Origin of the sequence: Bernardetia aquimarina (assembly GCF_042180575.1) — a bacterium.
GTDB lineage: Bacteria > Bacteroidota > Bacteroidia > Cytophagales > Bernardetiaceae > Bernardetia.
The window spans coordinates 5,758,313-5,781,764 of sequence record NZ_CP170094.1; the positions used below are offsets into that span (position 1 = coordinate 5,758,313).

At 32.1% G+C, this 23,452-nt stretch carries 19 protein-coding genes; 10 read left to right on the forward strand and 9 right to left on the reverse strand.

Annotated elements, in window-relative coordinates; genetic code table 11:
- Nucleotides 1-320 precede the first annotated feature (320 nt).
- Nucleotides 321-1,772, forward strand: a complete 1,452-nt coding sequence (locus ACE193_RS24740; protein ID WP_375560866.1) for an aldehyde dehydrogenase — start codon at nucleotides 321-323, stop codon at nucleotides 1,770-1,772.
- 124 nt (nucleotides 1,773-1,896) lie between these two features.
- Here the strand turns inward: ACE193_RS24740 and ACE193_RS24745 are convergent, their stop codons facing one another.
- Nucleotides 1,897-2,847, reverse strand: coding sequence for a hydrogen peroxide-inducible genes activator (locus ACE193_RS24745; RefSeq protein WP_375560867.1), 951 nt, complete (start codon nucleotides 2,845-2,847; stop codon nucleotides 1,897-1,899).
- A gap of 242 nt (nucleotides 2,848-3,089) precedes the next feature.
- On the opposite strand from ACE193_RS24745, the gene ACE193_RS24750 reads away from it, so the two are divergent.
- The 5 genes from ACE193_RS24750 to hisF all read left to right on the forward strand — a co-directional run bounded on the left by ACE193_RS24750 (nucleotide 3,090) and on the right by hisF (nucleotide 7,053).
- Entirely contained in the window at nucleotides 3,090-3,698 is a 609-nt protein-coding gene (locus ACE193_RS24750) for a hypothetical protein (protein ID WP_375560868.1), read from the forward strand.
- Between the two features lie 178 nt (nucleotides 3,699-3,876).
- Nucleotides 3,877-4,881: a tRNA dihydrouridine synthase DusB gene (gene dusB / locus ACE193_RS24755; protein WP_375560869.1), complete on the forward strand. Its 1,005-nt coding sequence runs from the start codon at nucleotides 3,877-3,879 to the stop codon at nucleotides 4,879-4,881.
- A 66-nt stretch (nucleotides 4,882-4,947) separates the two neighbouring features.
- Nucleotides 4,948-5,430, forward strand: coding sequence for a gliding motility lipoprotein GldH (locus ACE193_RS24760; protein WP_375560870.1), 483 nt, complete (start codon nucleotides 4,948-4,950; stop codon nucleotides 5,428-5,430).
- 81 nt (nucleotides 5,431-5,511) lie between these two features.
- Nucleotides 5,512-6,225 carry a 1-(5-phosphoribosyl)-5-[(5-phosphoribosylamino)methylideneamino]imidazole-4-carboxamide isomerase gene (hisA, locus tag ACE193_RS24765; RefSeq protein ID WP_375560871.1) on the forward strand — a complete coding sequence of 238 codons (714 nt, stop codon included), beginning with the start codon at nucleotides 5,512-5,514 and terminating at the stop codon, nucleotides 6,223-6,225.
- A 69-nt stretch (nucleotides 6,226-6,294) separates the two neighbouring features.
- On the forward strand, nucleotides 6,295-7,053 hold the full coding sequence (hisF, locus tag ACE193_RS24770; RefSeq protein WP_375560872.1) for an imidazole glycerol phosphate synthase subunit HisF: 759 nt from the start codon (nucleotides 6,295-6,297) through the stop codon (nucleotides 7,051-7,053).
- A 281-nt stretch (nucleotides 7,054-7,334) separates the two neighbouring features.
- On the opposite strand, the gene ACE193_RS24775 is transcribed toward hisF, so the two are convergent.
- Complete coding sequence (locus ACE193_RS24775) at nucleotides 7,335-8,144, reverse strand: peroxiredoxin-like family protein (RefSeq protein WP_375560873.1); 810 nt, start codon at nucleotides 8,142-8,144, stop codon at nucleotides 7,335-7,337.
- Nucleotides 8,145-8,695: 551 nt separating this feature from the next.
- A complete protein-coding gene (locus ACE193_RS24780) occupies nucleotides 8,696-9,820 on the reverse strand; it encodes a hypothetical protein (protein WP_375560874.1) in 1,125 nt (374 codons plus the stop codon).
- A 271-nt stretch (nucleotides 9,821-10,091) separates the two neighbouring features.
- Between ACE193_RS24780 and ACE193_RS24785 the strand changes: the two genes are divergently transcribed.
- Entirely contained in the window at nucleotides 10,092-10,955 is an 864-nt protein-coding gene (locus ACE193_RS24785; protein ID WP_375560875.1) for a phosphatidate cytidylyltransferase, read from the forward strand.
- A gap of 262 nt (nucleotides 10,956-11,217) precedes the next feature.
- Here the strand turns inward: ACE193_RS24785 and ACE193_RS24790 are convergent, their stop codons facing one another.
- From ACE193_RS24790 to ACE193_RS24810, 5 genes are all read right to left on the reverse strand, one after another.
- On the reverse strand, nucleotides 11,218-12,198 hold the full coding sequence (locus ACE193_RS24790) for a DUF302 domain-containing protein (protein WP_375560876.1): 981 nt from the start codon (nucleotides 12,196-12,198) through the stop codon (nucleotides 11,218-11,220).
- 116 nt (nucleotides 12,199-12,314) lie between these two features.
- Nucleotides 12,315-13,040 carry a 3-oxoacyl-[acyl-carrier-protein] reductase gene (gene fabG, locus ACE193_RS24795; protein WP_375560877.1) on the reverse strand — a complete coding sequence of 242 codons (726 nt, stop codon included), beginning with the start codon at nucleotides 13,038-13,040 and terminating at the stop codon, nucleotides 12,315-12,317.
- Nucleotides 13,041-13,076: 36 nt separating this feature from the next.
- Nucleotides 13,077-13,934, reverse strand: a complete 858-nt coding sequence (locus ACE193_RS24800) for an Rpn family recombination-promoting nuclease/putative transposase (RefSeq protein WP_375560878.1) — start codon at nucleotides 13,932-13,934, stop codon at nucleotides 13,077-13,079.
- Nucleotides 13,935-13,961: 27 nt separating this feature from the next.
- Nucleotides 13,962-14,291 (reverse strand): hypothetical protein, encoded by a 330-nt coding sequence (locus ACE193_RS24805; protein WP_375560879.1) that lies wholly within the window; start codon nucleotides 14,289-14,291, stop codon nucleotides 13,962-13,964.
- Between the two features lie 81 nt (nucleotides 14,292-14,372).
- Nucleotides 14,373-15,455 (reverse strand): Ldh family oxidoreductase, encoded by a 1,083-nt coding sequence (locus ACE193_RS24810; RefSeq protein ID WP_375560880.1) that lies wholly within the window; start codon nucleotides 15,453-15,455, stop codon nucleotides 14,373-14,375.
- A 359-nt stretch (nucleotides 15,456-15,814) separates the two neighbouring features.
- Here ACE193_RS24810 and hemL point away from each other — a divergent pair, with 359 nt between their 5' ends.
- Complete coding sequence (gene hemL / locus ACE193_RS24815; protein ID WP_375560881.1) at nucleotides 15,815-17,116, forward strand: glutamate-1-semialdehyde 2,1-aminomutase; 1,302 nt, start codon at nucleotides 15,815-15,817, stop codon at nucleotides 17,114-17,116.
- A 79-nt stretch (nucleotides 17,117-17,195) separates the two neighbouring features.
- Here the strand turns inward: hemL and ACE193_RS24820 are convergent, their stop codons facing one another.
- Complete coding sequence (locus ACE193_RS24820; RefSeq protein WP_375560882.1) at nucleotides 17,196-17,603, reverse strand: DUF423 domain-containing protein; 408 nt, start codon at nucleotides 17,601-17,603, stop codon at nucleotides 17,196-17,198.
- A 252-nt stretch (nucleotides 17,604-17,855) separates the two neighbouring features.
- Here ACE193_RS24820 and dinD point away from each other — a divergent pair, with 252 nt between their 5' ends.
- The gene (gene dinD / locus ACE193_RS24825) at nucleotides 17,856-18,713 is read left to right on the forward strand and encodes a DNA damage-inducible protein D (RefSeq protein ID WP_375560883.1); all 858 of its coding nucleotides are present in this window, start codon (nucleotides 17,856-17,858) and stop codon (nucleotides 18,711-18,713) included.
- 236 nt (nucleotides 18,714-18,949) lie between these two features.
- On the forward strand, nucleotides 18,950-23,191 hold the full coding sequence (locus tag ACE193_RS24830; protein WP_375560884.1) for a two-component regulator propeller domain-containing protein: 4,242 nt from the start codon (nucleotides 18,950-18,952) through the stop codon (nucleotides 23,189-23,191).
- The last annotated feature ends 261 nt before the right edge of the window (nucleotides 23,192-23,452 follow it).

The window sequence follows — 23,452 nt, forward strand, 5'->3', positions numbered from 1 at the left end:
ATTAGATACTTTTCCTATAGTACCTTTTATAACGTTCTTGATACCTTGAATAATATTACCTATTTGATTCTTTCTTTTTTCTTCTAAAGTTTGGTTAATAATTATAGGGACTGTATAGTCAGAAATTATCCCCTGCTGTGGCTCGTAAGATTGCCATCGCTTGACTTTGCCGATTGGGCAATATGTATTCGGTTTCCAGTCGTGTATTTTATAATTCTAAACTCGTACAAATTTAAGATTTTAATATCAAAATTTGCAAAACCACAGATAATAATACTAATTTATTTTTCTAAACAAATCCGTATTATTATCTTGCATTCATGAAAAAACTAAACAACTACATAGGAGGAGATTTTATTAATCCTTTTTTAGATAAATACATCGAAAACTTAAATCCTGCAACAGGAAAGGCATTTTCACTAACTGCTAACTCTGACGAAAATGATGTACATCTAGCCGTTGAGGCTGCAAAAGCTGCTTTTCCAGAGTGGTCTTCTAAGGGGGCAGAACACCGTTCGAAATGGCTTTTAAAACTAGCTAATTATATAGAAGAAAATTTAGAAAAGTTTGCACAAGCAGAAACTGAAGATAACGGAAAGCCTATTTCACTTTCTCGTTCGATGGATATTCCTCGTGCTATTCAAAATCTATCATTTTTTGCCACAGCTATTCTACATGACAAAGATGAAGCACACCATACTTCTACAAGTGTTTTGAATTACACATTACGTCAGCCTTTGGGTGTCGTAGGATGTATTTCGCCTTGGAATTTGCCTTTGTATTTATTCACTTGGAAAATTGCGCCTGCGCTTGCTGCTGGTAATTGTGTAGTCGCCAAACCTTCCGAACTTACTCCTTATACGGCTTATTTGCTTTCAGAAGCCTGTCATGCAATAGGTTTTCCTGATGGAGTTTTGAATATTGTACACGGATATGGACATAGAGTAGGCGAGCAAATTGTTGCACACGAAGATATAAAAGCGATTTCTTTTACAGGAGGAACACAGACAGGCAAAACGATTGCTTCAGTAGCTGCACCGATGTTTAAAAAACTTTCTTTAGAATTAGGAGGAAAAAATGCAACAATAGTTTTTGCAGATTCAGACTTAGAAGAAGCTGCTGAAACTGCTGTAAAAGCATCTTTTACCAATCAAGGACAAATTTGTTTGTGTGGTTCTAGGATTTTGATAGAAGATAAAATTTATGAGAAATTCAAAACCAAATTTATAGAAAAAGTAAAAAAATTACAATTAGGCGACCCTTTAGAGGAAGCTACTCAGCAAGGCGCAACAGTTTCGAAAGTACATCAACAAAAAGTTTTGTCTTACATTGAAATTGCCAAACAAGAAGGAGGAATTATTTTGACAGGAGGAAATAAAGTAGCTACCGAAAATCTTCCAGAAAGATGTAAAGAAGGTTTTTTTATCGAACCAACAGTAATTGAAGGACTTTCAGCTTACTGCCGAACCAATCAAGAAGAAATTTTTGGAGCAGTAGCAACACTTATTCCATTCGAAAGTGAAAATGATGCCATAGAGTTTGCCAACTGTACACCTTACGGACTTTCAGCATCTGTTTGGACACAAAATGTAACCCAAGCGCACCGAGTAGCTAGTAAATTAGAAACAGGAATTGTTTGGATAAATACGTGGTTATTGCGTGATTTGAGAACGCCTTTTGGTGGAGCAAAACAATCTGGAGTAGGCAGAGAAGGTGGCTATGAAGCACTTCGCTTTTTTACAGAAGATAAAAATGTGTGTATAAAGTTTTAAAACATTTTTCAACTTTGACAGTCCTTTCAGAAGGCTGTCAATAGTTGATAAAAATATATGAAACTATTGTCAGAGTTATTTTGGATTACCAAAAAACCACTGACAAAGTTTTTGTAAATAGAATTTATTTTTTCTTAATAACTGTACTCAAAACTTCTTTTTTTAGAGCTGTTTTCATCTCATTAGGAATGGCTTTTAAGATTTCATTTTCTAAAGAAAGTAATAATTTTTCTTTGACAAAATGACGGTAAGTTACCAAACCAATTTCACGAACAGGTGCAGGACTTTTGAAATAACGAATGTTTTGCATCTGTTTTTCGGTCATATCAGCCAAAGCAAGACTCGGAATAATTGTAATTCCATTATTTATTTCTATAATTTTCTTGAGCGTTTCGATACTTGCTGCTGCAAAATCTAACTGATGAATTTCTTTTTCTTTACTTTTTAGTTCGCATAAATTAATGACTTGTGAACGCAAACAATGTCCTTCTTCCAAAAGCCATAATCTATTTACATCAATATCTTCTGCCAAAAGATATTTTTTATTCATAAACTTTTCAGTTGAAGAAGCATAAACCACAAATTGTTCATAAAAAAGAGGTTTTTCGATCAACATTTTATTTTCTAAAGGCGTTGCCAAAATTGCTGCATCAATTTCATTTCGTTCTAATCGTTGTACAATTTCCTCCGTAGTCAGTTCGCTAATCTGAACTTTTACTAAAGGATAATTTTTGAGAAACGAAGGTAGAAATAATGGTAAAAGATAAGGAGCAAGGGTTGGAATGATTCCAATTCGAAGATTTCCACTTACTTTATCTTGTTCTTCATTAACCAACTCTTTTATTTTTTGAGCGTGTTGAAGTGTAATTTTGGCTTGTAAAATAATTTTTTCGCCTATATCTGTCGGCACAACAGGCTGTTTACTTCTATCAAAAATCTTGACTTCTAACTCTTCTTCTAATTTTTTTATCATCATACTAAGTGTTGCTTGCGTTACAAAACACGTTTCGGCAGCTTTTACAAAATGACGGTATTTATCAATAGCAATGATATATTCTAGTTGTTGTAGGTTCATAAAAAATGTTGAGGTATAGATTTTTAGTATGTAAATATAATAATTATTGATTTCATTTATAACTTATTTCAAGTTGCACTATAAATCATCTATTTTGAGAAAAATAAAACATTTATTTATATTCTATGTTAATTAAGTGTAATTCAATACTGCTTAAAGAGTAAGTATATATTGTTTTAATATGTATTATTTCAACTCTATTTTTTGAAGTAGTTTTATTTTTTAATCTAAATCATTTTTTTATGTTTACTCAGAAAAACACTAAACCATTTTCAAAATGGTTAAAACTTTTATTTACCTTAACACTTTGTATAGCTTTCTTTGCTTCTTGTGATGACGATAATGAACTCACACCCGAACAAATAGAAGAACAAAGAAAAAACGAAATAGTTGGTACGTGGGATTTTGCAAGCTCTACAATTACTACCCCATTAGCTCCAGAAGAAGACTCAGATTATCGTGATATCAAAACTACACTAGGAGCAGTAGGACAGGTAAATGCCTCTGAATTGGAATTAAATGCTGATGGTACTTATAAATTTACCAACGGAATTATTGGAGGTGGTATGTATATAATCACAGGTAACTGGGAATTTAGATCAGATGATGAATTTCAAGCTGATTTTATTCAGTTGAAAGGCTTTTATAAGCAATTATTAAATCGTCTTGATGCTGATACAGATTTCTTTAATGATGTTTTTGCAGAAAGTTTTGAAAATTTTCAAATTATTTCAAGAACAGAAAACGAAATTCAGCTTTCTAATGAAGGAATAATTGTTGAAGAATCTACTACTAATGCACCACCAAGAAATATCTCTGTAGAAGGCAAATATACCATTACTCGCAAATAATACAAATAAAAGACTTTAGTCATACAAGACTACTTCTATTCATTTAGAAGTAGTTTTTTTATGAGGTAAACTCTATAAGATTATAATTAAGATAGTATTTTTCGTAAATTTGTCAAGATATTCAACATATCAAAGTTCATTTTGAGAAAAAATAAAAAAATATATAGAAATAAATAATATGGTAAAGATTGGAAATGTAGAGTTAGGAGATTTTCCTCTGTTGCTTGCACCGATGGAAGATGTAAGCGACCCTCCTTTTCGTGCCGTCTGTAAAGCCTGTGGCGCAGATATGATGTACACTGAATTTATTTCGGTAGAAGGATTGATAAGAGATGCTGATAAAAGTGTAGAAAAATTAGATATTTTTGATTATGAACGTCCTGTTGGTATTCAAATTTTTGGAGCTGAATTAGATTCTATGCTCAAAGCTACCGAAATTGTAGAGCGAGAAAATCCAGAAGTTTTGGATATAAATTTTGGTTGCCCTGTCAAAAAAGTAGTTTGTAAAGGTGCAGGTGCAGGGATTTTGAAAGATATTCCTAAAATGGAATTGTTATCAAAAGAAATTGTAAACCGTTCGAATCTTCCTGTAACAGTCAAAACTCGTTTGGGTTGGGATCATGATTCTATCAAAATTTTGGAAGTTGCAAAGCGTTTGCAAGGTGTTGGTGTTCAGGCACTTTCAATTCATGGACGTACTCGCAAGCAAATGTACACAGGGGAAGCTGATTGGTCGTATATTGCAGAAGTCAAAAATAGTCCTGATATTCATATTCCTATCTTTGGAAATGGTGATATTGATTCGCCTCAAAAAGCATTAGAATACAAAAATCGTTTTGGCGTTGATGGAATTATGATAGGACGTGCAGCCATTGGTTATCCTTGGATTTTTAGAGAGATAAAGCATTATTTAGCTACTGGCGAATTATTACCTCCTCCAACATTAGCCGAACGTTTAGATATTTGTAGAAAACATTTTTTATTTTCTTTAGAATGGAAAAAAAGCGAAATTGTAGCTATTAATGAAATGAAACGTCATTATGCAGCTTACTTTAAAGGATTGAGAGGAATCAAACAATATAGAATGCGATTGGTTCAATCTAGCAGTTCGACAGAAGTATTTGATATTCTAAACGAAATCGAAATCCAATATGCAGATGTGGAATTTGCTCACGAATATTAATCTACACAAAATTATAATCACAAAAACAGACAAGATGTCTGTTCTACATTAAACCCCAAAATTATCATGAAATTTATCAAATCTATTTTTCCAATTCTTACTTTAGCAGTCTTATTTCTATCTACTTCTTGTGATGAAAATAATATTTATAGAAATCACGAAGATGTAAATTCAGTAGGTTTCAAGTGGAATATGAGCGACGAGAAAACCTATAAAGTCAATGTAGAAGAAGAAGGAATGTATGATATTTCTATCGAACTTCGTCACGGAATTAGTATTCCTTATCAAAACGTATTGCTGACTCTTACTTATGAAACACCAGACGGAAAAGCGACTGAAGAGAAAGTAGATTTTGCACTTCGTGATGCACAAAATGCACCATTAGGACAAGGTGTAGGGGATACATTTGATACACAACAAAAAGTAATGAGTAATTTTAAATTAGAAAAAGGAACTTATACTTTTAAGATTAAACATGCTTTGCCACAAGCTGACCCACTTAGTCCGATTTTAGAAGTAGGTTTGGTAGTAGATAAAGCAAAAAAATAAATCTGTAGTGTAGCATACCTTTTAAGGTGCGAAAATGTAATGTAGCCTTTAGGCTGCGATTTATAATTAGATAAAATAACTATGAATCTTCAACTCATTCCTGCCATTGATTTAATTGATGGCAAATGTGTTCGTCTTACCCATGGCGATTACGACACACAAAAGATATATAATTCAGATCCATTAGACCAAGCTAAAATCTTCGAAGACAAAGGAATAAAAAGACTACATATTGTCGACTTAGATGGTGCAAAAGCTGGCAAACCTCAACATTTACAAGTTTTAGAAAAAATAGCTTCTCAGACCGATTTAATTATTGATTTTGGGGGTGGTATTCGTGATTCTGATTCTATTAAAAGTATTCTTTCTAGTGGAGCAAAGATGATAAGTGCTGGAAGTGTAGCCGTAAAAAAACCAGAATTATTTGAAAGTTGGCTTTCTGAATTTGGTGGAAACTCTATTTTATTGGCTGCTGATGTTCGTGGAGAAAAACTACTTACCGATGCGTGGAAAAATGAAAGTGAGTTTACTATTTTTGAATTTATTGAAAATTGGAAACAAAAAGGACTTACGCAGTTTTTCTGTACTGATATTACAAAAGATGGCGCATTAGAAGGTTTAAATACTGATTTTTATGGAGAATTAAAAACTAAATTTCCTACTCTTACAGTAATTGCAAGTGGTGGTGTAACCAGTCAAGACGATTTAATAGAACTTGATAAATTAGGTGTTGATGGTGCAATCGTAGGAAAGGCAATTTATGAAGAACGAATAATATTACCAATTACGAATTAAAAATTACGAATTACGGAATGAGAATTTATCTTATAGCATATTTTTCTTATTTCATTAAAAATTAAATTAGTGTTATCCAAAAGAATAATTCCCTGTTTAGATATAAAAGACGGTCAGACCGTAAAAGGAGTTCAGTTTGAAGAACTTCGTTTTGCTGGCGACCCAGTTGAACTTGGCGAAAAATATGCAAAAGAAGGAGCTGACGAACTTGTCTTTTTAGACATAACAGCTACTCATGAAAAACGAAAAACACTCAAAGAGTTAGCTCTTCGCATTGCTAAAAACCTAAATATTCCTTTTACAGTTGGTGGTGGTGTGAGTAGTGTTGAAGATGTTTCAGTTTTGCTAGAAGCTGGAGCAGATAAAGTAACTATTAATTCGGCTGCCGTTCTGAATCCAAAACTCATTGAAGAAACTTCTAAACGTTTTGGCAATCAATGTATTGTTATTGCGATTGATGCTAAAAAAAATAACGCAGGAAAATGGGAAGTCCATACAGGAGGAGGACGAAAAAACTTAGAAATTGATTTGTTCGAATGGGCAAAAGAAGCACAAGAAAGAGGTGCAGGAGAAATTTTGTTTACTTCAATGAGTCATGATGGAACAAAAAATGGTTTTGCTTGTGATGTCTATTCAAAATTAGGTCAGATTTGCAGCATTCCAATTATTGCAAGTGGTGGTGCAGGAAATTCACAGCATTTTGTAGATGTCTTTAATAATGGAAAAGCTGATGCTGCTCTTGCTGCAAGTATTTTTCACTTTGGAGAAATTCCTGTTCCTGTTTTGAAAAAAGAGCTTTTTGAGAAGGGAATACACGTTAGAATTTAGTGATTAATGAAATCTATATTTTTGGTTTCTATTTATAAAAAAAGCCATAGTACTAGATATGGGTGCTAAATCGTCAGTGGGGACACCGACAATGGCGAGAGTTTTATTTAAAAAACTCTTTTTTGCCGTTGTTAGTTTCCTCTCCAACGACAATATTTCCGTACTTTAAAAAAAGCTCATTTATTTTGGTAAATAAATGAGCTTTTGAGTTTATAATTTATTGGCAGTTAGGTATTTGTGTTTATTTGTCATTTACCATTAATAACTTACCATTCCTTATTTTACTTCATATCCTTTACTTTCTGCAAAACCTCTCTAGGTTCTGCACGTTTTTTATAATCTGCATCTAAGAAAGCATACACAATCTCATTTTCAGAATTTATAATATAAGTTGCAGCTAAAGGCAAAGTATAAGACGCATCTCCATTATACTTTTCTAAACCCATATTTTTATAGGCTTCTCTGATAGATTCGTCCAATGGAAAAACAATTCCATACTCTTTTGCTACCTTATTGCCTACATCACTCAAAACTTCAAACTCTAGCGCATTTTTTTCTTTTGTAGAAAGTGTACTGTCTGGAAGTTCGGGCGAAATGGCAAGAAATTCTATATTTTCAGCTTTTATTTCTGGTAAAATATCTTGCCAAGCAGCCAATGTAAGGTTACAATATGGACACCAACCACCTCTATACCAAGTAATAATCGTATAGCCATTTTTTGTTTTGTCAGTTAATGAAACTTCTTGTCCAGTTGCATTTGGAAGTGTGAAATTAGGAGCTATATCACCTTCTTTTTTAGATTGTTTTATAATTCCACTTGTAGCCACTTTTTCGATAGCAGCTTCATAGGTTTTTACTTTTTCGGGGTCTGCTTTTTCTTTGAAAGCATTTGCTTTGTTTGATAATTGCTCTGTGAGAGAGGGCATTTTTGTTTCTGTTACTTCTTCAGTTACTATAACTTTTTCAGAAATAACTTCTGTTTGTTCTTCACCTTGAGCTTTTTTGTTATCTGAACATGAAAAAAATCCGAACGTCAGCAGTAAAGAAAGAATAAATAAAAGTTTTGAAAAATTCAATGGTTTGTTTGTCATTTGTAAAATGATTTTTTTAAAAGAATGATTTATTAATGTAATTCTTTCCCTATGTTTTGTTCGTAAAGATAAACAGTTTAGAATATTTGTTCCAATTTAAAAACCAAATTTGTAATTAAATAACAAATCCCTTCTCTATATTTTCATATAAAAAAGGGATTTTAAAGAAGTCTTATACTCCAATACTATTAAGCTAAGAAGTTCTGTTCCATAGGAACTTCATATTGGTAGCATTTTGTTTGCAAATCGCATAAAACCTACCAATATATAACTCCTACGGAGTAAATGAAAACTAAATTCATATCTTTTCTACCAATATGAAACTCTTACAGAGTAAATAAAAATTACTACTCCTTAGCTTAACAGCATTGGTATTATACTCCTCCATCATTAGATTTCGAAACTTTTTCCTATCAGTACACCTTCAAGGTGTCAGATAGTTCGTTTTATTAACTGTACTGACAATGAATGGCTTTAACCCTCAGTCCGACAAGTTTATTTTTTCGAAAACCAAAAGTGTATGAGTATATTCTTTATGTTAAAAACAAAAACTATCTTCCTTGCTCACTTACCCAGTTATATTCAAAATCAATAATATCTTGCTCGCTAAATTTATAAATTTGCTTTAAATTATCAATAGCTACTTGAAGTTTTGGTAATTGATTGAATGAATCTGTCACAAAAGTATAAGAAGTTACCTCTCCATTTGCAGGAGCATTAATAAGTTCTAAAATTTGGTCAATTTGAGCATCACTAATAGCTTTATCATTTTGAGAAATCCCTTTCCAACCATGCATAAAACCAACAACTTCACTATATGAGTGTAATGCAGCAGCTTTATCAGCATCAGAAGCATTACTATTATTTAATTTAGAAATTGTTGATAAAAGATAATTAATAACAGTAGCCATATTTGATTTTTCCCAATTATAACGAAAATCTGAAAGTGCTTTATCACGGTCTTGATTATAATCTTGTCCTTTTTCGATAGCTGCTTTTGCTGTAATCAAATTTGTTTTGATAGAAGTATAAAGACCATTTCCATCATTTTTATCTCTACGAGCTGCATATTTTGCAGAAAAAACATCTTTATTTTCTGCAACTGCATCACTATTTTGGAAAGAAGGATGCGCTCCAAAAATAGCTACCAAACGATCAATGTCAGAAGCTGTAAGATTATCTGACTTGATAATTGTAAGTGCATGATTGTAAAGAGCAGCACCAAAAAGACCTTTTTCTACTACTTGCTCTATTTCTAAACCATTTTCATCAAACAAATAACCACCATAAACACCACCATTTCCAGCAGGTGCAGTTGTTGGGTCAAAAGCTCCACCACTTGCCTTTGCTAATTCAGCTAACCAACTTGGCATTTTTTCAGCATAATAAGTAGTAGTAACAGATTTTAAAGATGGATTACCTTCATTAAAAGCAGCTAAAAGTTCTGATTCGCTGACTGTTGCTCCTTCTCTACCTTCTTTCATTATCGAAGATAAACCTGAAAGATTCGAACGAACTGCCAATTCTGCACTTGCATTACTTTCATAATTAGAACTTTCATAAGTTGTCGGAACTTCCAAAGTAGGGAAAGTTACATCTGTTGTATCATCATCACAAGCAAAAAGAGAAACAGAAAGAGCTAAGAAGAAAAATGAGTTTTTCCAATTGAATTTCATAACGTATTATTTTTGTTTTAGGAATTTTTATTAAAATTATTTATGTTAGTTTTATTTAGACTAATTTCAAATAACAAATCAAAATTACGGCAGTATTTTCAAAATTGCAAGCTAAAAATCTATTTTTTTCTGTAACCTATCCTTCAAAAGGCTAAAAAGTAGAATATCATTTTTTTGCTTTCTGAATTTTGTGTAGTTTTAGTGTTTATTATTTTTCTTGTATCCAATACAGAGAATGTACTACCGATTTAATACGACTTATCCATAAAGAATGCGCCTAAACTTAGACAAGTTTTCAGAACTCCAACAACGCATCATCACAGGAATTTTGGGAGCAATCACAATTCTGACAGCGATTATGTGGAGCGAATGGACTTATTTTTCGCTTTTTTTCTTCATTAGTATGTTTGCGCTTTGGGAGTTTTACAAACTTTTGGGCTTAGACGGAAACTCTCCTTTGCGTACTTTCGGTACGTTTAATGGTCTTTTTCTGTTTACTTTATCCTTTTTGATAGAACGCTTTGCACTCAATCCAAATTATTATATCCTTTTATTAGTCAGTCTTTCTGGGGCATATTTTATCAAACTCTACAAAAAAGGCGAAACCAAACCTTTTCATAATATTGCCTTTACTTTTCTAGGAATTATTTATGTTGCACTACCTTTTGCTCTTCTAAATATTGCTGTTTTTAAAGAGCAAAAATATTATTATGAAATTATTTTAGGTTCTCTTTTTATTCTTTGGGCAAATGATACAGGAGCTTATTTTTCTGGAAAAAACTTTGGAAAACGTAAACTTTTTGTTCGTATTTCTCCTAAAAAGACATGGGAAGGAAGTATAGGAGGAGGGATTTTGGCTTTAATTGTCGGAACTACGTGGGGATATTTTTTTCAAGAAACCTTGTTTTTATGGCAATGGATAGGAATTTCACTCATTATTATCGTAGCAGGAACGTATGGCGACCTTGTCGAATCTTTATTTAAAAGAAGTATGAGTATAAAGGATTCTGGTTCTGTCTTACCAGGGCATGGTGGTTTTTTAGACCGTTTTGATGGACTTTTGATTGCAGCTCCTTTTATTGTTGCTTTTTTGAGAGTTGTTCCAATTATTATTGAAGAGTTTTTTGGGAAGTGATTGTATTAGATTAGACACCGACAATGGCAAAAAATAGCCATTGTTAGTGTTTTTATACTCATACGTTTTTGCTTTTCGAAAATAAAATTTATCAGTACACCTCAAAGGTGTCAGATAATTTGTTTTTTGAACTGTACTGACACTTATGAACGGTTTTAGCTCTCAACGAAGTTAAAGTGTCTGACAGTTTTATTTTTTCGAAAACCATTTTTGATTGAGTATACCAACGACAAAAATATAGATTATACTTTTAGAGTATAATTTATTTCAAAATTTTATCACTAAGCATATCCAAAACACCATCAATTTTGGTAGTAAGTTCTTCATTTTCAATAGAATGACGATTTGCTAAAAATGAACCTTTAAAATAACTTACTTGTGTTTTTCCATTTTCATCTTCCCAAATAAGTATTTTCATAGGCAAATCTAATCCGATTGTAGAATTGAGTTTCATGAGCTGACTTCCTACTTTTGGTTTACCAAAAATAAATAAACGAGTAGAACGAAGCTCTAAACCTGTATTTTTGGCTGCTTTATCGTGTTCTACTTTTGCAATAAGTTTAAACTCTTTTTCTTTGAGCAATTTCTCTAGTTGCTCACTTGCTTTATCTACTGATAAAGAACTTTCTTTGGTCTGTAAATCAGCTAAAATACTTTCTAATTGTAATTTGTGTAATTGAGGTTCTTCTATATCTGATACACTGATTTTATCTAAAAGTCCGTTCATTTTTTCTTCTAATTCTGGAAGTGTAATTTCATAACGATTCATCAAAATTGAAGCATTATTATAAATTACTTTTGTTGTTCCATTATCATCATAAACGAGTATTTTCATAGGCAAATCAATTGCAACGGCTTGATTTTGCTGCATAAGTTGTGTTCCTGCCTTTGGATTTCCAAAAATAATCAAACGATTTTCAGAGATTTCCATTTCTATACCTTTTGCAGCTTCCGAATGGTTTACTTCTGCAATAATTTTGAGGTTCTCATTTGCTTCAATCGCTGACTTGATAGAATTATAAACTTCATCTACAGATTTTGAATGACTTTTTTGTACAAAAGGCATTTGTACTTCTGCGTTATTATTTTCATCAATCAATATTGTTGTAGTATCAACATTTTTAAGAGAATCTAAAGTTGAAATGTCAGAATCTGTTTTTTTACTTTGGTTATCATTACAAGAAGAAAAAAGTAAAATAGAAGAAGCACAAATAGGAATAAAATAACTGAAAATAGGTTTCATGATTTTTATTTTTTTAGTTGGAAGGTCTTTGGTTTATAAAGAAATAAACTGAAACCCTCAACAACGGTTTTAACCTCGTTGAAGGAGAAGTATAATTGAAATTAACTGATTACTGATTAAAGGATTCCTCCTCCATCCACATGAAGAACAGAACCATTAACAAAACTAGCTTCTTCTGATGCTAAATACAAATACGCATTTGCCACATCTTCAGGCTTTCCAGCACGACGAACAGGAATTGAAGCAATGATTTTTTCTTGAAATTCTTGTGGAATAGAAGCAGTCATTTCAGTTTGGATATAACCAGGGGCAATAGCATTGACTGTAATTCCATCTTTTCCTACTTCTCTAGCAAGAGCTTTTGTAAAACCAATTACACCAGCTTTTGCAGCCGAATAATTTGTTTGTCCAAAATTTCCATATACTCCAGCAATAGAAGAGGCATTTATGATTCTTCCATATTTTTGGTTCTTCATGTATGGAACTACGGCTTTTGCACAGTTATAAACTCCTGTAAGATTGACATTAATCACATCATCCCAAAGGTTGTCAGTCATTTTCAAGAATGACGAATCTCTAAGTATCCCTGCATTATTTACCAAAATATCTATCTTTCCAAAATCAGAAATTACTTCTTGAGTAACTTTTTCTAACCCTTCTCTATTAGAAGTATTGACTTTATAGAATTTTCCGTTTAAAGAATCAGCCGTTTTTTGTCCTTCGTCATCCAAATCCCAAATAACGATTTTTGCGCCTGCTTTATGAAACGTTTCTGCAACTGCTTTTCCGATTCCTTTTGCACCTCCTGTAATGAGAGCAACTTTGTCTTTTAATGAAAACATGTTTTTTGTATTTTGTGTGAATTGTTATAAAATTAACTATTGTTTCTTTTCTCTTAATTCATTTATTTTTTCTTCGGATAAATCTGTCATTTTTATTAATAATTCATTGCTCAGTCCTTCTTGTATTCCTACTAAAGCTGTTTTAATAGCTCGTTCTTCGTCCCCTTCTTCTTTTCCTTCCGAAAAATAAGTATGTGCTACACTTTGCAAATCCCAATAATCTTTTAAACTTTCTTGATAGACAAATTGCTCTTTTTTGTTATATTTTGCTACTTCGGCTATTTCTAAAAGTCTTCTAAAAACTCCTTCTTGCAAATTATTTGGCTTATCAGCTAGTTTATGTAAGTTTTTGAAGGCAAATAACCAACGCTCATAATCATTTTCTAACTCCTCTAATTGCTTGTTAAATTTAGGAATTTCTAAAAAAACAAAAGTCAGTTTATCGTAAAAAACTTTATTTGAATTAGTTTCGATAAGTTTTACATTATGATGAAACTGATTTGGCATTGAATCATCAAATTCAAAATCCAAAATTCCGATGGTATAAACATTACGAAGTTCGTAATTCCAATCTTTTCCTTTTCTTGCTTGCTCTTGAATTGCAAAAGTAGAATAATACAGACTTCTATCTTTGAAATATTGCTGCTTTACTCGCTGGACTTCGACAATAAACTTTTCACCTTCTTCATTCGTACAATACAAATCAAAAACGGCTTTTCTATCTCTTTGACCTTTGCCCAAATGTTCATTATTGAGATAAGTCAAATCAATTATTTTTTCTCTATCACGCAATAATTCATTCAAAAAACTAATCAATAAATCTTTATTGGGTTCTTCTCCAAATATTTTTTTGAAGCCAAAATCTGTAAAAAGGTTGATGTATCTATCGGTCATTGTGATTTTAGATTGAATTTTGAGAAATTAGAAGAAAAAGTCTAGCATATTTTTGGAAAACAAAGTAATAGCAAGATTGATAATCCAAATAATTATACATATAAACAAAGCTGTTATGAAACTTTTATAATACTTTTTGACACTTACAAAAGAAAGAATTGCCAATAAGATATTACAAAATGCCATTAGAAATGTCATTAAATTAATAGCTTGAAAAAAGTTTATACGCCCTCCTCTGTATTTTACATCTACATAAAATGCTGAAAGTAAAAACAATACTATTAAATTTCCTATAAGTACAATTACCCAAGAATAATTTACTTTATTTTGATTTGGTTTATCTAAAATTCGTTCCATAAAAAGTTACTTTTACATTAGCAAGGTTCATTCATAAAAGATAAAACGTTTGTGAACAACCGAATATACAAATATGATTAATTAAAACTTCAATTTCTCTAATTTTAATTTTTTGGCTACTTCTTCCAAATCTTTTACCACAGGTTCTAAAAGTGGAATTCCATTTTTAAGACGATACACTGTACTTTCCAATTCGGGTTCACCTGGAATAAGCACTCGTTGAGATTCATCAATAGGTGTCGCATTTTTGAAGCGACGAATCCAATTATCCATGTGAGATTTGAATTCTTCTTTGGGACGAAACCCATCAACTCGCATTGCACCCAAAAAATGTCCCAAACCTTGTCCAACAGGGTCAGATGGCAAAGGTAAAAAACTAACAAAAGGAGGTGCCCAAGGACCATAACCTGCACCTGAAAGTACAGCCGAAAGAATATCAACAGCAGAACCCAAACAATATCCTTTATGATTACTTCGTATTGGGTCAGAACCCAAAGGCAAAAGTGCGCCACCGTCTTTTAAAGCTGCTGCATTATTGGTTGTGTTTCCGTTTTTATCTTGTACCCATCCATTAGGTGCATCTTCATTTTTTCGTTGTAAAATTTCTAATTTTCCATTGGCAACTGTTGTAGTAGCCAAATCTGCTACAAAATCATTTTCTTCTCCTGCTGGTACAGCAATCGCAATTGGATTTGTTCCTAACATGCGTTCTTTTGAGTATGTGGGTGCAACAAGTGGACTTGCATTTGTCATTGCCCAACCAATCATATCCTTTTCTGCTGCCAACATAGAGTGATAGCCTGCAATTCCAAAATGATTTGAATTTTTGACAGAAATCCAACCTGAACCTACATTTTCAGCTTTTTCAATGGCCACTTGCATTGCTTTTGGAGCAACAACCAAACCCAAACCTGCATCTGCATCAATGGTAGCTGTACTTGGAGTTTGATAGGTAATTTTCCAGTTTGGAGTAGGATTGATACGACCAGCTTCCCACAAACGCACATAACCCGTCAGACGAGCAACACCATGAGAATCTACGCCACGCAAATCGGCAGCTAATAAAACGTCAGCAGCTAATGAAGCATCCTCTTTTGGACAACCCATTTGAAGAAAAACATCAATTACAAATTCTTTGAGTGTAGTGTCTTTTATAACAAACATATAAACTTTCTTTTTTTATAGAGGGGGTAAATATAATTTTTTTGAATGATTCAAAATTAAGAAAGAAAATTTGAAATGAATATGAATGAAGAAATAATTATTCAATATTAAGAATCCTCAAAAATACGAAAGGTTTGACTCTGATAAAGATAAAGCCTTGATAAATTGATTTTTATATAAATGAAAAAGACGTGTGAGCTAAAAAAGAATTTTTAGCAACAGAACTATTTACCATTGTTGATGTCCCTATCAATGACAAAAATCTATATCAATCATTTAATTCAAACAATTAAATTCCTATTTTTGTATAATTGTACTTCTAATAAGAAGTCATTTCACACAGAAAATTACAAAAATAAATGCAAGCAGTAACACTCACAAATAGTCAATCTCTTTTTTCAGAAGCTCAACATCATATTCCAGGAGGCGTAAATTCTCCTGTTCGTGCTTTTCAAGCTGTTGGAGGAACACCTGTTTTTATGAAATCAGCAAAAGGAGCATATCTTTTTGATGAAGATAACAATAAATATATTGATTTAATAGGCTCTTGGGGACCTATGATTTTAGGACACGGACATGAAGAGGTTACACAAGCCATCATTGAAGCTGTTCATGGCTCGTCTTCTTTTGGCGCACCAACACGCAGAGAAGTAACGATTGCAGAGCTGATTTGTGAAATGGTGCCATCGATAGAAAAAGTAAGAATGGTAAACTCAGGAACGGAAGCAACTATGTCAGCCGTTCGTGTGGCTCGTGGTTATACAGGAAGAGAAAAATTTATCAAAACAATTGGTTGTTATCACGGTCATGGAGATTCATTTTTAATTGCAGCAGGAAGTGGAGCAGCAACTATGGGAACACCAAATAGCCCAGGGGTAACGAAAGGAACTGCAAAAGACACTTTATTAGCTCCTCATAATGATTTGGATGCGATTCAGTATTTAGTCGATGCCAATCCAAACGAAATTGCAGCCATTATTATTGAACCTGTGGCTGGAAATATGGGATGTGTTTTACCAAAAGAAGGTTATTTGGAAGGACTACGAAAAATCTGTGATAAAAATGGAATTGTACTCATTTTTGATGAGGTAATGACAGGTTTTAGACTAGCAAAAGGGGGAGCGCAAGAAGTTTATGGAGTTACGCCTGATATGACAACTTTAGGAAAAATTATTGGAGGTGGAATGCCAGTAGGAGCGTATGGAGGTAAAAAAGAAATTATGGACTGTGTTTCTCCTCTTGGAAAAGTTTATCAAGCAGGAACACTTTCTGGAAATCCTGTAGCGATGGCAGCAGGTTTGGCACTTTTGAATATTTTGAATAATAACCCTCAAATTTATCAAAATTTAGAACAAAAGACTTCAAAAATAGCCGAAACAATGCGTAAAACTATAAAAGAACAGGGGTTGAATTATACAGTAAATCAAATCGGCTCAATGACAAATATTTTCTTTACTGATAAAAAGGTAGAGAACTTTGAGGATGCACTTACTTGTGATACAGCTCTTTTTGGTAAATATTTTCATGCTATGCTCAATCGTGGTGTTTATATTGCGCCTGCACAGTTTGAAAGTTGGTTTTTATCAAATGCCCTTTCTGATGAAGATGTAACTAGAATTATTGAAGCAAATGAAGATGCTTTGAGGGAAATTCATGCTTAAATGTTATTAGAATTTGCCCACGAATTTATTCGTGGGTTTTATTTTTTTTGAATTTTTAAACAACAGTTTTAACTTTTGTTTATGGTTGTGAAAATATGTTTTTCTTCAAAAAAGAAAGAGCCAAAAAGCCCCATCCAACAATTAATAAAACACCTCCAATGGGTGTAATTGCACCTAACCATTTTATATTTGTAAGACAAAGTAAATAAAGTGTTCCAGAAAAAATAAGTGTTCCGAAGAGGTGTAAATTTCCTGACCAAGTTAAGAATTTAGATGATTTTTCTGAATTTTTTAAACTTATCTGTATCAAGATTCCTATCAAAATAAGAGAAAAAGAATGATAAAAATGATACTTAGAAGCTGTTTGGAATGTTTCTACTTGTTCAATCGAAATGAGCCAATCTTTCAAAGCATGCGCTCCAAAAGCTCCAATTCCTACTGCTAAAGCTCCCAAAATTGCGCCCCAAAATATAAAGTTGTTTTTCATCGTTTTAAAATTATGATTTTTATTGTCAGTACACTTTCAAAGGTGTTAGACAGACAAGTGATTTTTACAATACAAATATCGATAAAATAAACTATGATAATGACTCTTTTTTTAAAAAAAATGTTATGATTTTAGCTCAAAATTTTGTATATTAGTTACTCTAATTAGCAAAATCAACCTAAAAGTTAGGTGTTAGATGATGCCAAAAAATCACTAAAACATAAATTTCTCTTTCACTTTTATTTTTCAATTATGGACAATCAAAACATAGCTGTACTCAAATCAGCTTTTGAGAATGCAGCACTCAAAGATGGAAATGACAATGAGGTTTGGTCTGCCCGAACGTTACAAGGGTTGCTAAAATACTCAAAATGGGAAAATTTTGAAAGAGCTATCGCTAAAGCACAAACAGCTTGTATAAATAGTGAACAAGATGTAGATTTTCATTTTTTGAGAAAGGATAAAAAAGTCAAAACAGGAGTTAGTTCTCGTATGAAAATGGATTATTTACTTTCTCGTTATGCCTGTTATTTGATTGCTCAAAATGGAGATTCTCGCAAACAAGAAGTAGCCTTTGCTCAAACTTATTTTGCACTTCAAACACGAAAAGCAGAGCTACTTGAAGATGAAATTCAGAGCAGAGAACGTTTGCGCCAGCGCAGAATTTTGGCAAAAAATGAATTCGAACTTTTTCAGATTGCAGATGAGAGAGGAGTAAGTAAAGCAGGTTTTCAACGTATCAGAAACGAAGGCGACAAAACTCTTTTTGGAGGTACTTCTTCTAAAGAAATCAAAGAACAAAACGAAATTCCACAAGAAAGAAATGTATCTGATTTTATGCCAGCCGTTACGATTGGTTCGAAAAATTTGGCTACTCTTTTTACAAAATTTAAAGTCAGTACAGACCCAAAAATTAGAGGAGAAGAATCTATAAAAGAAACACATACAAGTTCTAACCAAACAATTAGAGAAGCCTTTGAGAAAGAAACAGGAATAAAACCTGAAGATTTGCCAATGGAAGAAGACCTCAAAAAAGTAAGAGATAAACTCAAAAATGAAGAAACAACACTTTTTGGCTTCAAAATCACACTAGGCAAAAAGAAAACATAATTAAATTGACAAAATCAACTTATTATTTTAGTCTAAACTATTCTTTATTTCATCTAATTTTTATGAAATGAGAATAGTTTTTTTATGTGAACTTTTGTATATTTAGAAAAGTAGTCATTTTAAAACTATCTTTAAATAGTTAATTGAATTAACTTTTGCTAAATTTGCATTTCCTTATTTTCATAAAGTAATTTGACTTTAATTCTATTTTATTCTTGCTTATTTATCAAAAATATATGCGTTTTCCTTTTTTATTGGTATTCCCCTTACTAATAATTTTTTTTCTTGGTTTTCTTGATAAAAATGTAGCTTTAGCACAACAAAAGAATGTTTCTCCTGTTGAGCCTTCTGTACTTTTTACTCAATATTCTACTGACAATGGACTTGCAAATAATAGCGTAAAATGTGTTTTGCAGGATACAAAAGGCTTTATGTGGTTTGGTACTAGAGATGGATTGAGCCGTTTTGATGCCTATTCCTTTCAGAATTATAGAAGTGCGCCTACACATGAAGGAGGTATTTCGGAAGGTTTATCAGATACATATATTCTCTGTTTGGCACAAAGTAAAAACCAAAATAATGAAACAGAAAGAATTTGGATAGGAACAAATAATGGGGGTTTAAATTATTTTGATTATCAAAGTAAAACCTTTTTTCATTATCCTGCTGCTATCACAAAACAGACAGAAAGAAAAGCAAATACACTTTCAGATGTTACTATTCAATCTATTTCCGTACAAAATAAATCAGAAAAAGAATTTGTTTGGATAGGAACAAAACGGGGAGGTTTGCAGATTCTTGATGTAGAGAAAAAAATATTTACTACACTTTTGAGTGATGAAAAAGACTCTACTTCGCTAAATGATAATAGTGTAACAGCTATTCAAATTGATAAACAAAACAAGGTTTGGGTTACGACTACTATTCTACAACTTTATAATAATAAAAATGGAGTATTCAAAAATTTTTATTTTCCAAATGAAGATGGCACAGCAAGCATTTCAAAACTGTTTTTAGATGACCAAAACAAACTTTGGATTCTTACGTGGAGTGAAGGTGTTTATATTTTTGATACAGAAAAAGAAGAGTTTATAAAAAAAATACCTACTCCTCCTCTTACGGCAGCAGCACAAGATATGCAAGGCGATATGTGGTTTTCTACTTTTGGTGCAGGTGTTTTTAATTATGATGTAAATGGAAATTTTAAGGCAAAATATGGCGTAGAGAATTATCAATTTGGACTCAAAGAAGCTATTGCTTGGGATATTTATGCAGATAATATGGGAGGAATTTGGGTAGGGTTATATTCAGAAGGAATAGAATATTTTTCTCCTCAAAATCAGCAATTTAGACTTTGGACAGGAGAAATAAAAGGAATAAAAAATACAAATACGTGGGATATTGAATATGAAGATGAGAATACTATTTGGCTGGCAACACAAGAAGGACTAGAAAAGTTAGAATTTGAAAATCAATATCAAAAATTGACTTCCGTCGATTATTTACAAACAGACAAAACTCCACCAGTTTTGGATGGACTAATTACGACACTTTTCAAAGCGAAAGATAAATCATTATGGGTCGGAACGTGGCAAGGGTTGGCTAAATTAGAAACAGACAATCCAACTAAAAAAACTCAACTAACCGTTTTTGAATCTGATAGGAGCAATCCTGATGCACTAAAAGGTGATAAAATAACAGCTTTAGGAGAAGATAATCAAGGAAATATTTGGGTAGGAATGCTTTATGGATTGGCAAAATATGATATTCAAAATCAAAAATTCGAACATTTTTTTCCAAAACCTTCTGACTCTACCTCTTTGAATGAAGGCTATGTTACAGCAATTTTACAAGATTCAAAAAATAGACTTTGGATAGGAACAAGAAATGGTTTGCATCTTTATAATGCTGAAAAAAATGCTTTTCAGAGAGTTTTGAATGATGTAAAAAATCCAAAATCGATTAGTCATAATCAAATTAATTCTATTTTTGAAGATAAAAACGGAATAGTCTGGATAGGAACAAATGGAGGACTAAATAAACTTACAGAAAATAACCTTGATTTTACTTTTGAGGCTTTTACAGAAAAAAATGGACTTCCTTCAAATGTAATTCAAGCTATTGTAGAAGATACAAATGGCAATCTGTGGCTTACCACAAATAAAGGGTTATCTCATTATAACAAATCCCAAAAAAATAAAAATAAAGAAAATAAAACTCAATTTATTAATTATGATAAATTAGATGGACTTCAAGCCAATGATTTCAAACGAGGTGCGCTTGTTCGTCTTCCCAATGGAGTTATCTTTATGGGGGGAAAAGAAGGTTTTAATGCTTTTCATCCAGATTATTTGAAAAAAAATAATTTTGCACCAAAAATGGCTTTTACAGGATTCAAACTTTTTGGTAAAGAAGTTTTTATTAGAGATTCTGCTCATCAAAACTCTCCTTTAGAAAAACCTATCAATCAAGTAAATGAAATTATTTTATCACATCAAGATAGAGTTATTGAGTTTGATTTTACGGCTTTGAGTTATTATTTGCCTCAAAAAAGTCGTTTTGCCTACATAATGGAAGGTTTTGATAAAGAGTGGAATTACACAGATGCAGGACGAAAATTTGCTACTTATACAAGCCTACCAGCAGGAAAATATCTTTTTAAGATAAAGGCAGCTAATGCAGATGGAATTTGGAGTGAAGAAAAAGCTATTTCGATAAAAGTAACACCTCCTTTTTATCAAACTTGGTGGTTTAGGGTTTTTGCGCCTTTATTGCTATTCATTTTAGGTTATTTATTTTATAAAAATAGAGTGGCGCAAATAGAAAAACGAAATCAAAAATTAGAGCAAACTGTAAAAGAACGAACAGCAGAAATAAATGTAAAAAATGAAGAGCTAAAATCTACCAATGAAGATTTGAATGAAAAAAATCAGGAAGTATTGGTTCAGAATGAAGAGTTAGAACAGCAAAGAGAAGAGATTTTGGCGCAACGTGATGCCATTGAAGGACAAAATAATTCATTGAAAGACCTCAATGAAAATTTAGAACAATCGTATCAAAACTTAAATACACTTACTAAAATAGGACAAGAAATCACATCTAATTTAGAGCTTAGAGAAGTAATTAAACAGGTTTATGAGCGTATTCAAACCATTATGCCTGTCGAAGGATTTGGAATTGGATTGTATAGAGAAGAAGAACAGGAAATTTTTTATACAGGATATATCGAAAAAAATGAGGTTTTGCCAGACCATAGTGAAAATATAAATAAAGAAAGTATAGGGAATTGGTCACTGAATAATCAAAAAGTTGTTTTTATAAATGACTTAAAAAATGAATATCAAAATTATATTTCAGAGTTAGGAGAATTGATTGAAGGCGAAGAACCTCAGTCGATTGTATATGTTCCTTTATCGATTTCAAATCAAGATAAAATTTTGCAAATTGGTGTTTTGACGGTACAGAGTTTTCAGAAAAATGCTTATACAGAAAGGCATATTAGTATTTTAGAATCCTTGGCTACTTATATTTCTATCGCTCTCAAAAATGCAGAAACTTATACTGAATTAGATAAAGCAAATGAAAAAACACATCAAGTAAATCAAAAACTTACCGATAGTATTCGTTATGCCCAAACAATACAAGAGTCTATTTTGTCGGTTCATAATAAAATGTATCGTAGTTTTACAGAATGCGAAGTGCTTTATCGTCCTTCTAGTGGCGTTTCAGGAGATTTTTATTGGTTTTCTAAAATTACACTCACAGAAAAACAGTTAGAAAAAAATAATTTTTTAGATGATAATTTGAAAGGCAAAGTAACAGCTAGAGTTTTGACTGTTGCTGACTGTACTGGTCATGGCGTTCCAGGGGCGTTTATGTCTTTGATTGGAAATGGGCTTTTGAATGAAATTATATTACAAAGAAAAATAGTAGAACCTAAGTTGATTTTGAAAGAATTACATGAAGGAATTCGTCAGCTTTTACGCCAAAATAAAAAGGAGAAAGTCGGACAAATAGAACAAGCGAATCAAGATGGAATGGATGTTTCGGTTTGTTTGATTATCAAAAATGAGGGAAATAATGAAAAACAGAATAATGAAGAGGAAAATAATATCTTCAAAATAGTTTATGCAGGTGCAAAACGTCCCATGTATTATACCAAAAATGGAGAACTGAATACAGTAAAAGGAACACGAAAATCAATAGGAGGAAGACAAAAAGAAGAAGAACGTACCTTTGAGCAAGAAGTTGTTGAAGTAGAAAAAAATGAAACTATTTATCTTTTTACAGATGGAATAGCTGACCAACACAACCAAAATTTAGAAAGAATAGGAAGCCAAAACCTATTTAGTTTTATAGATTCTGTAAAAGAAGAAAATCTATCCACTCAAAAACAAAGACTAGAACAGTTTTTAGATAATCATCAAGGAAACCAAAACCAAAGAGATGATATTACTTTTTTGATGGCGAAGGTTTAGTTTATTGATGTGACACAAAATGATACTCTGTGTGTTATACTCATACGTTTTTGGTTTTCTAAAAGGTAAACCTGTCAGACACTTTAATTTCGTTGAGGGCTAAAGCCGTTCATAAGTGTTAGTACAGTTAATAAAATGAACTATCTGACATACCGAGGTTAATAATAAAATAGGGTTAAAACCCTGTTTTTATTATTAACCTTACGGCTATGGTGTCCCCACCAACGACAAAAACACGTATTATACTTTTTACAACACCAC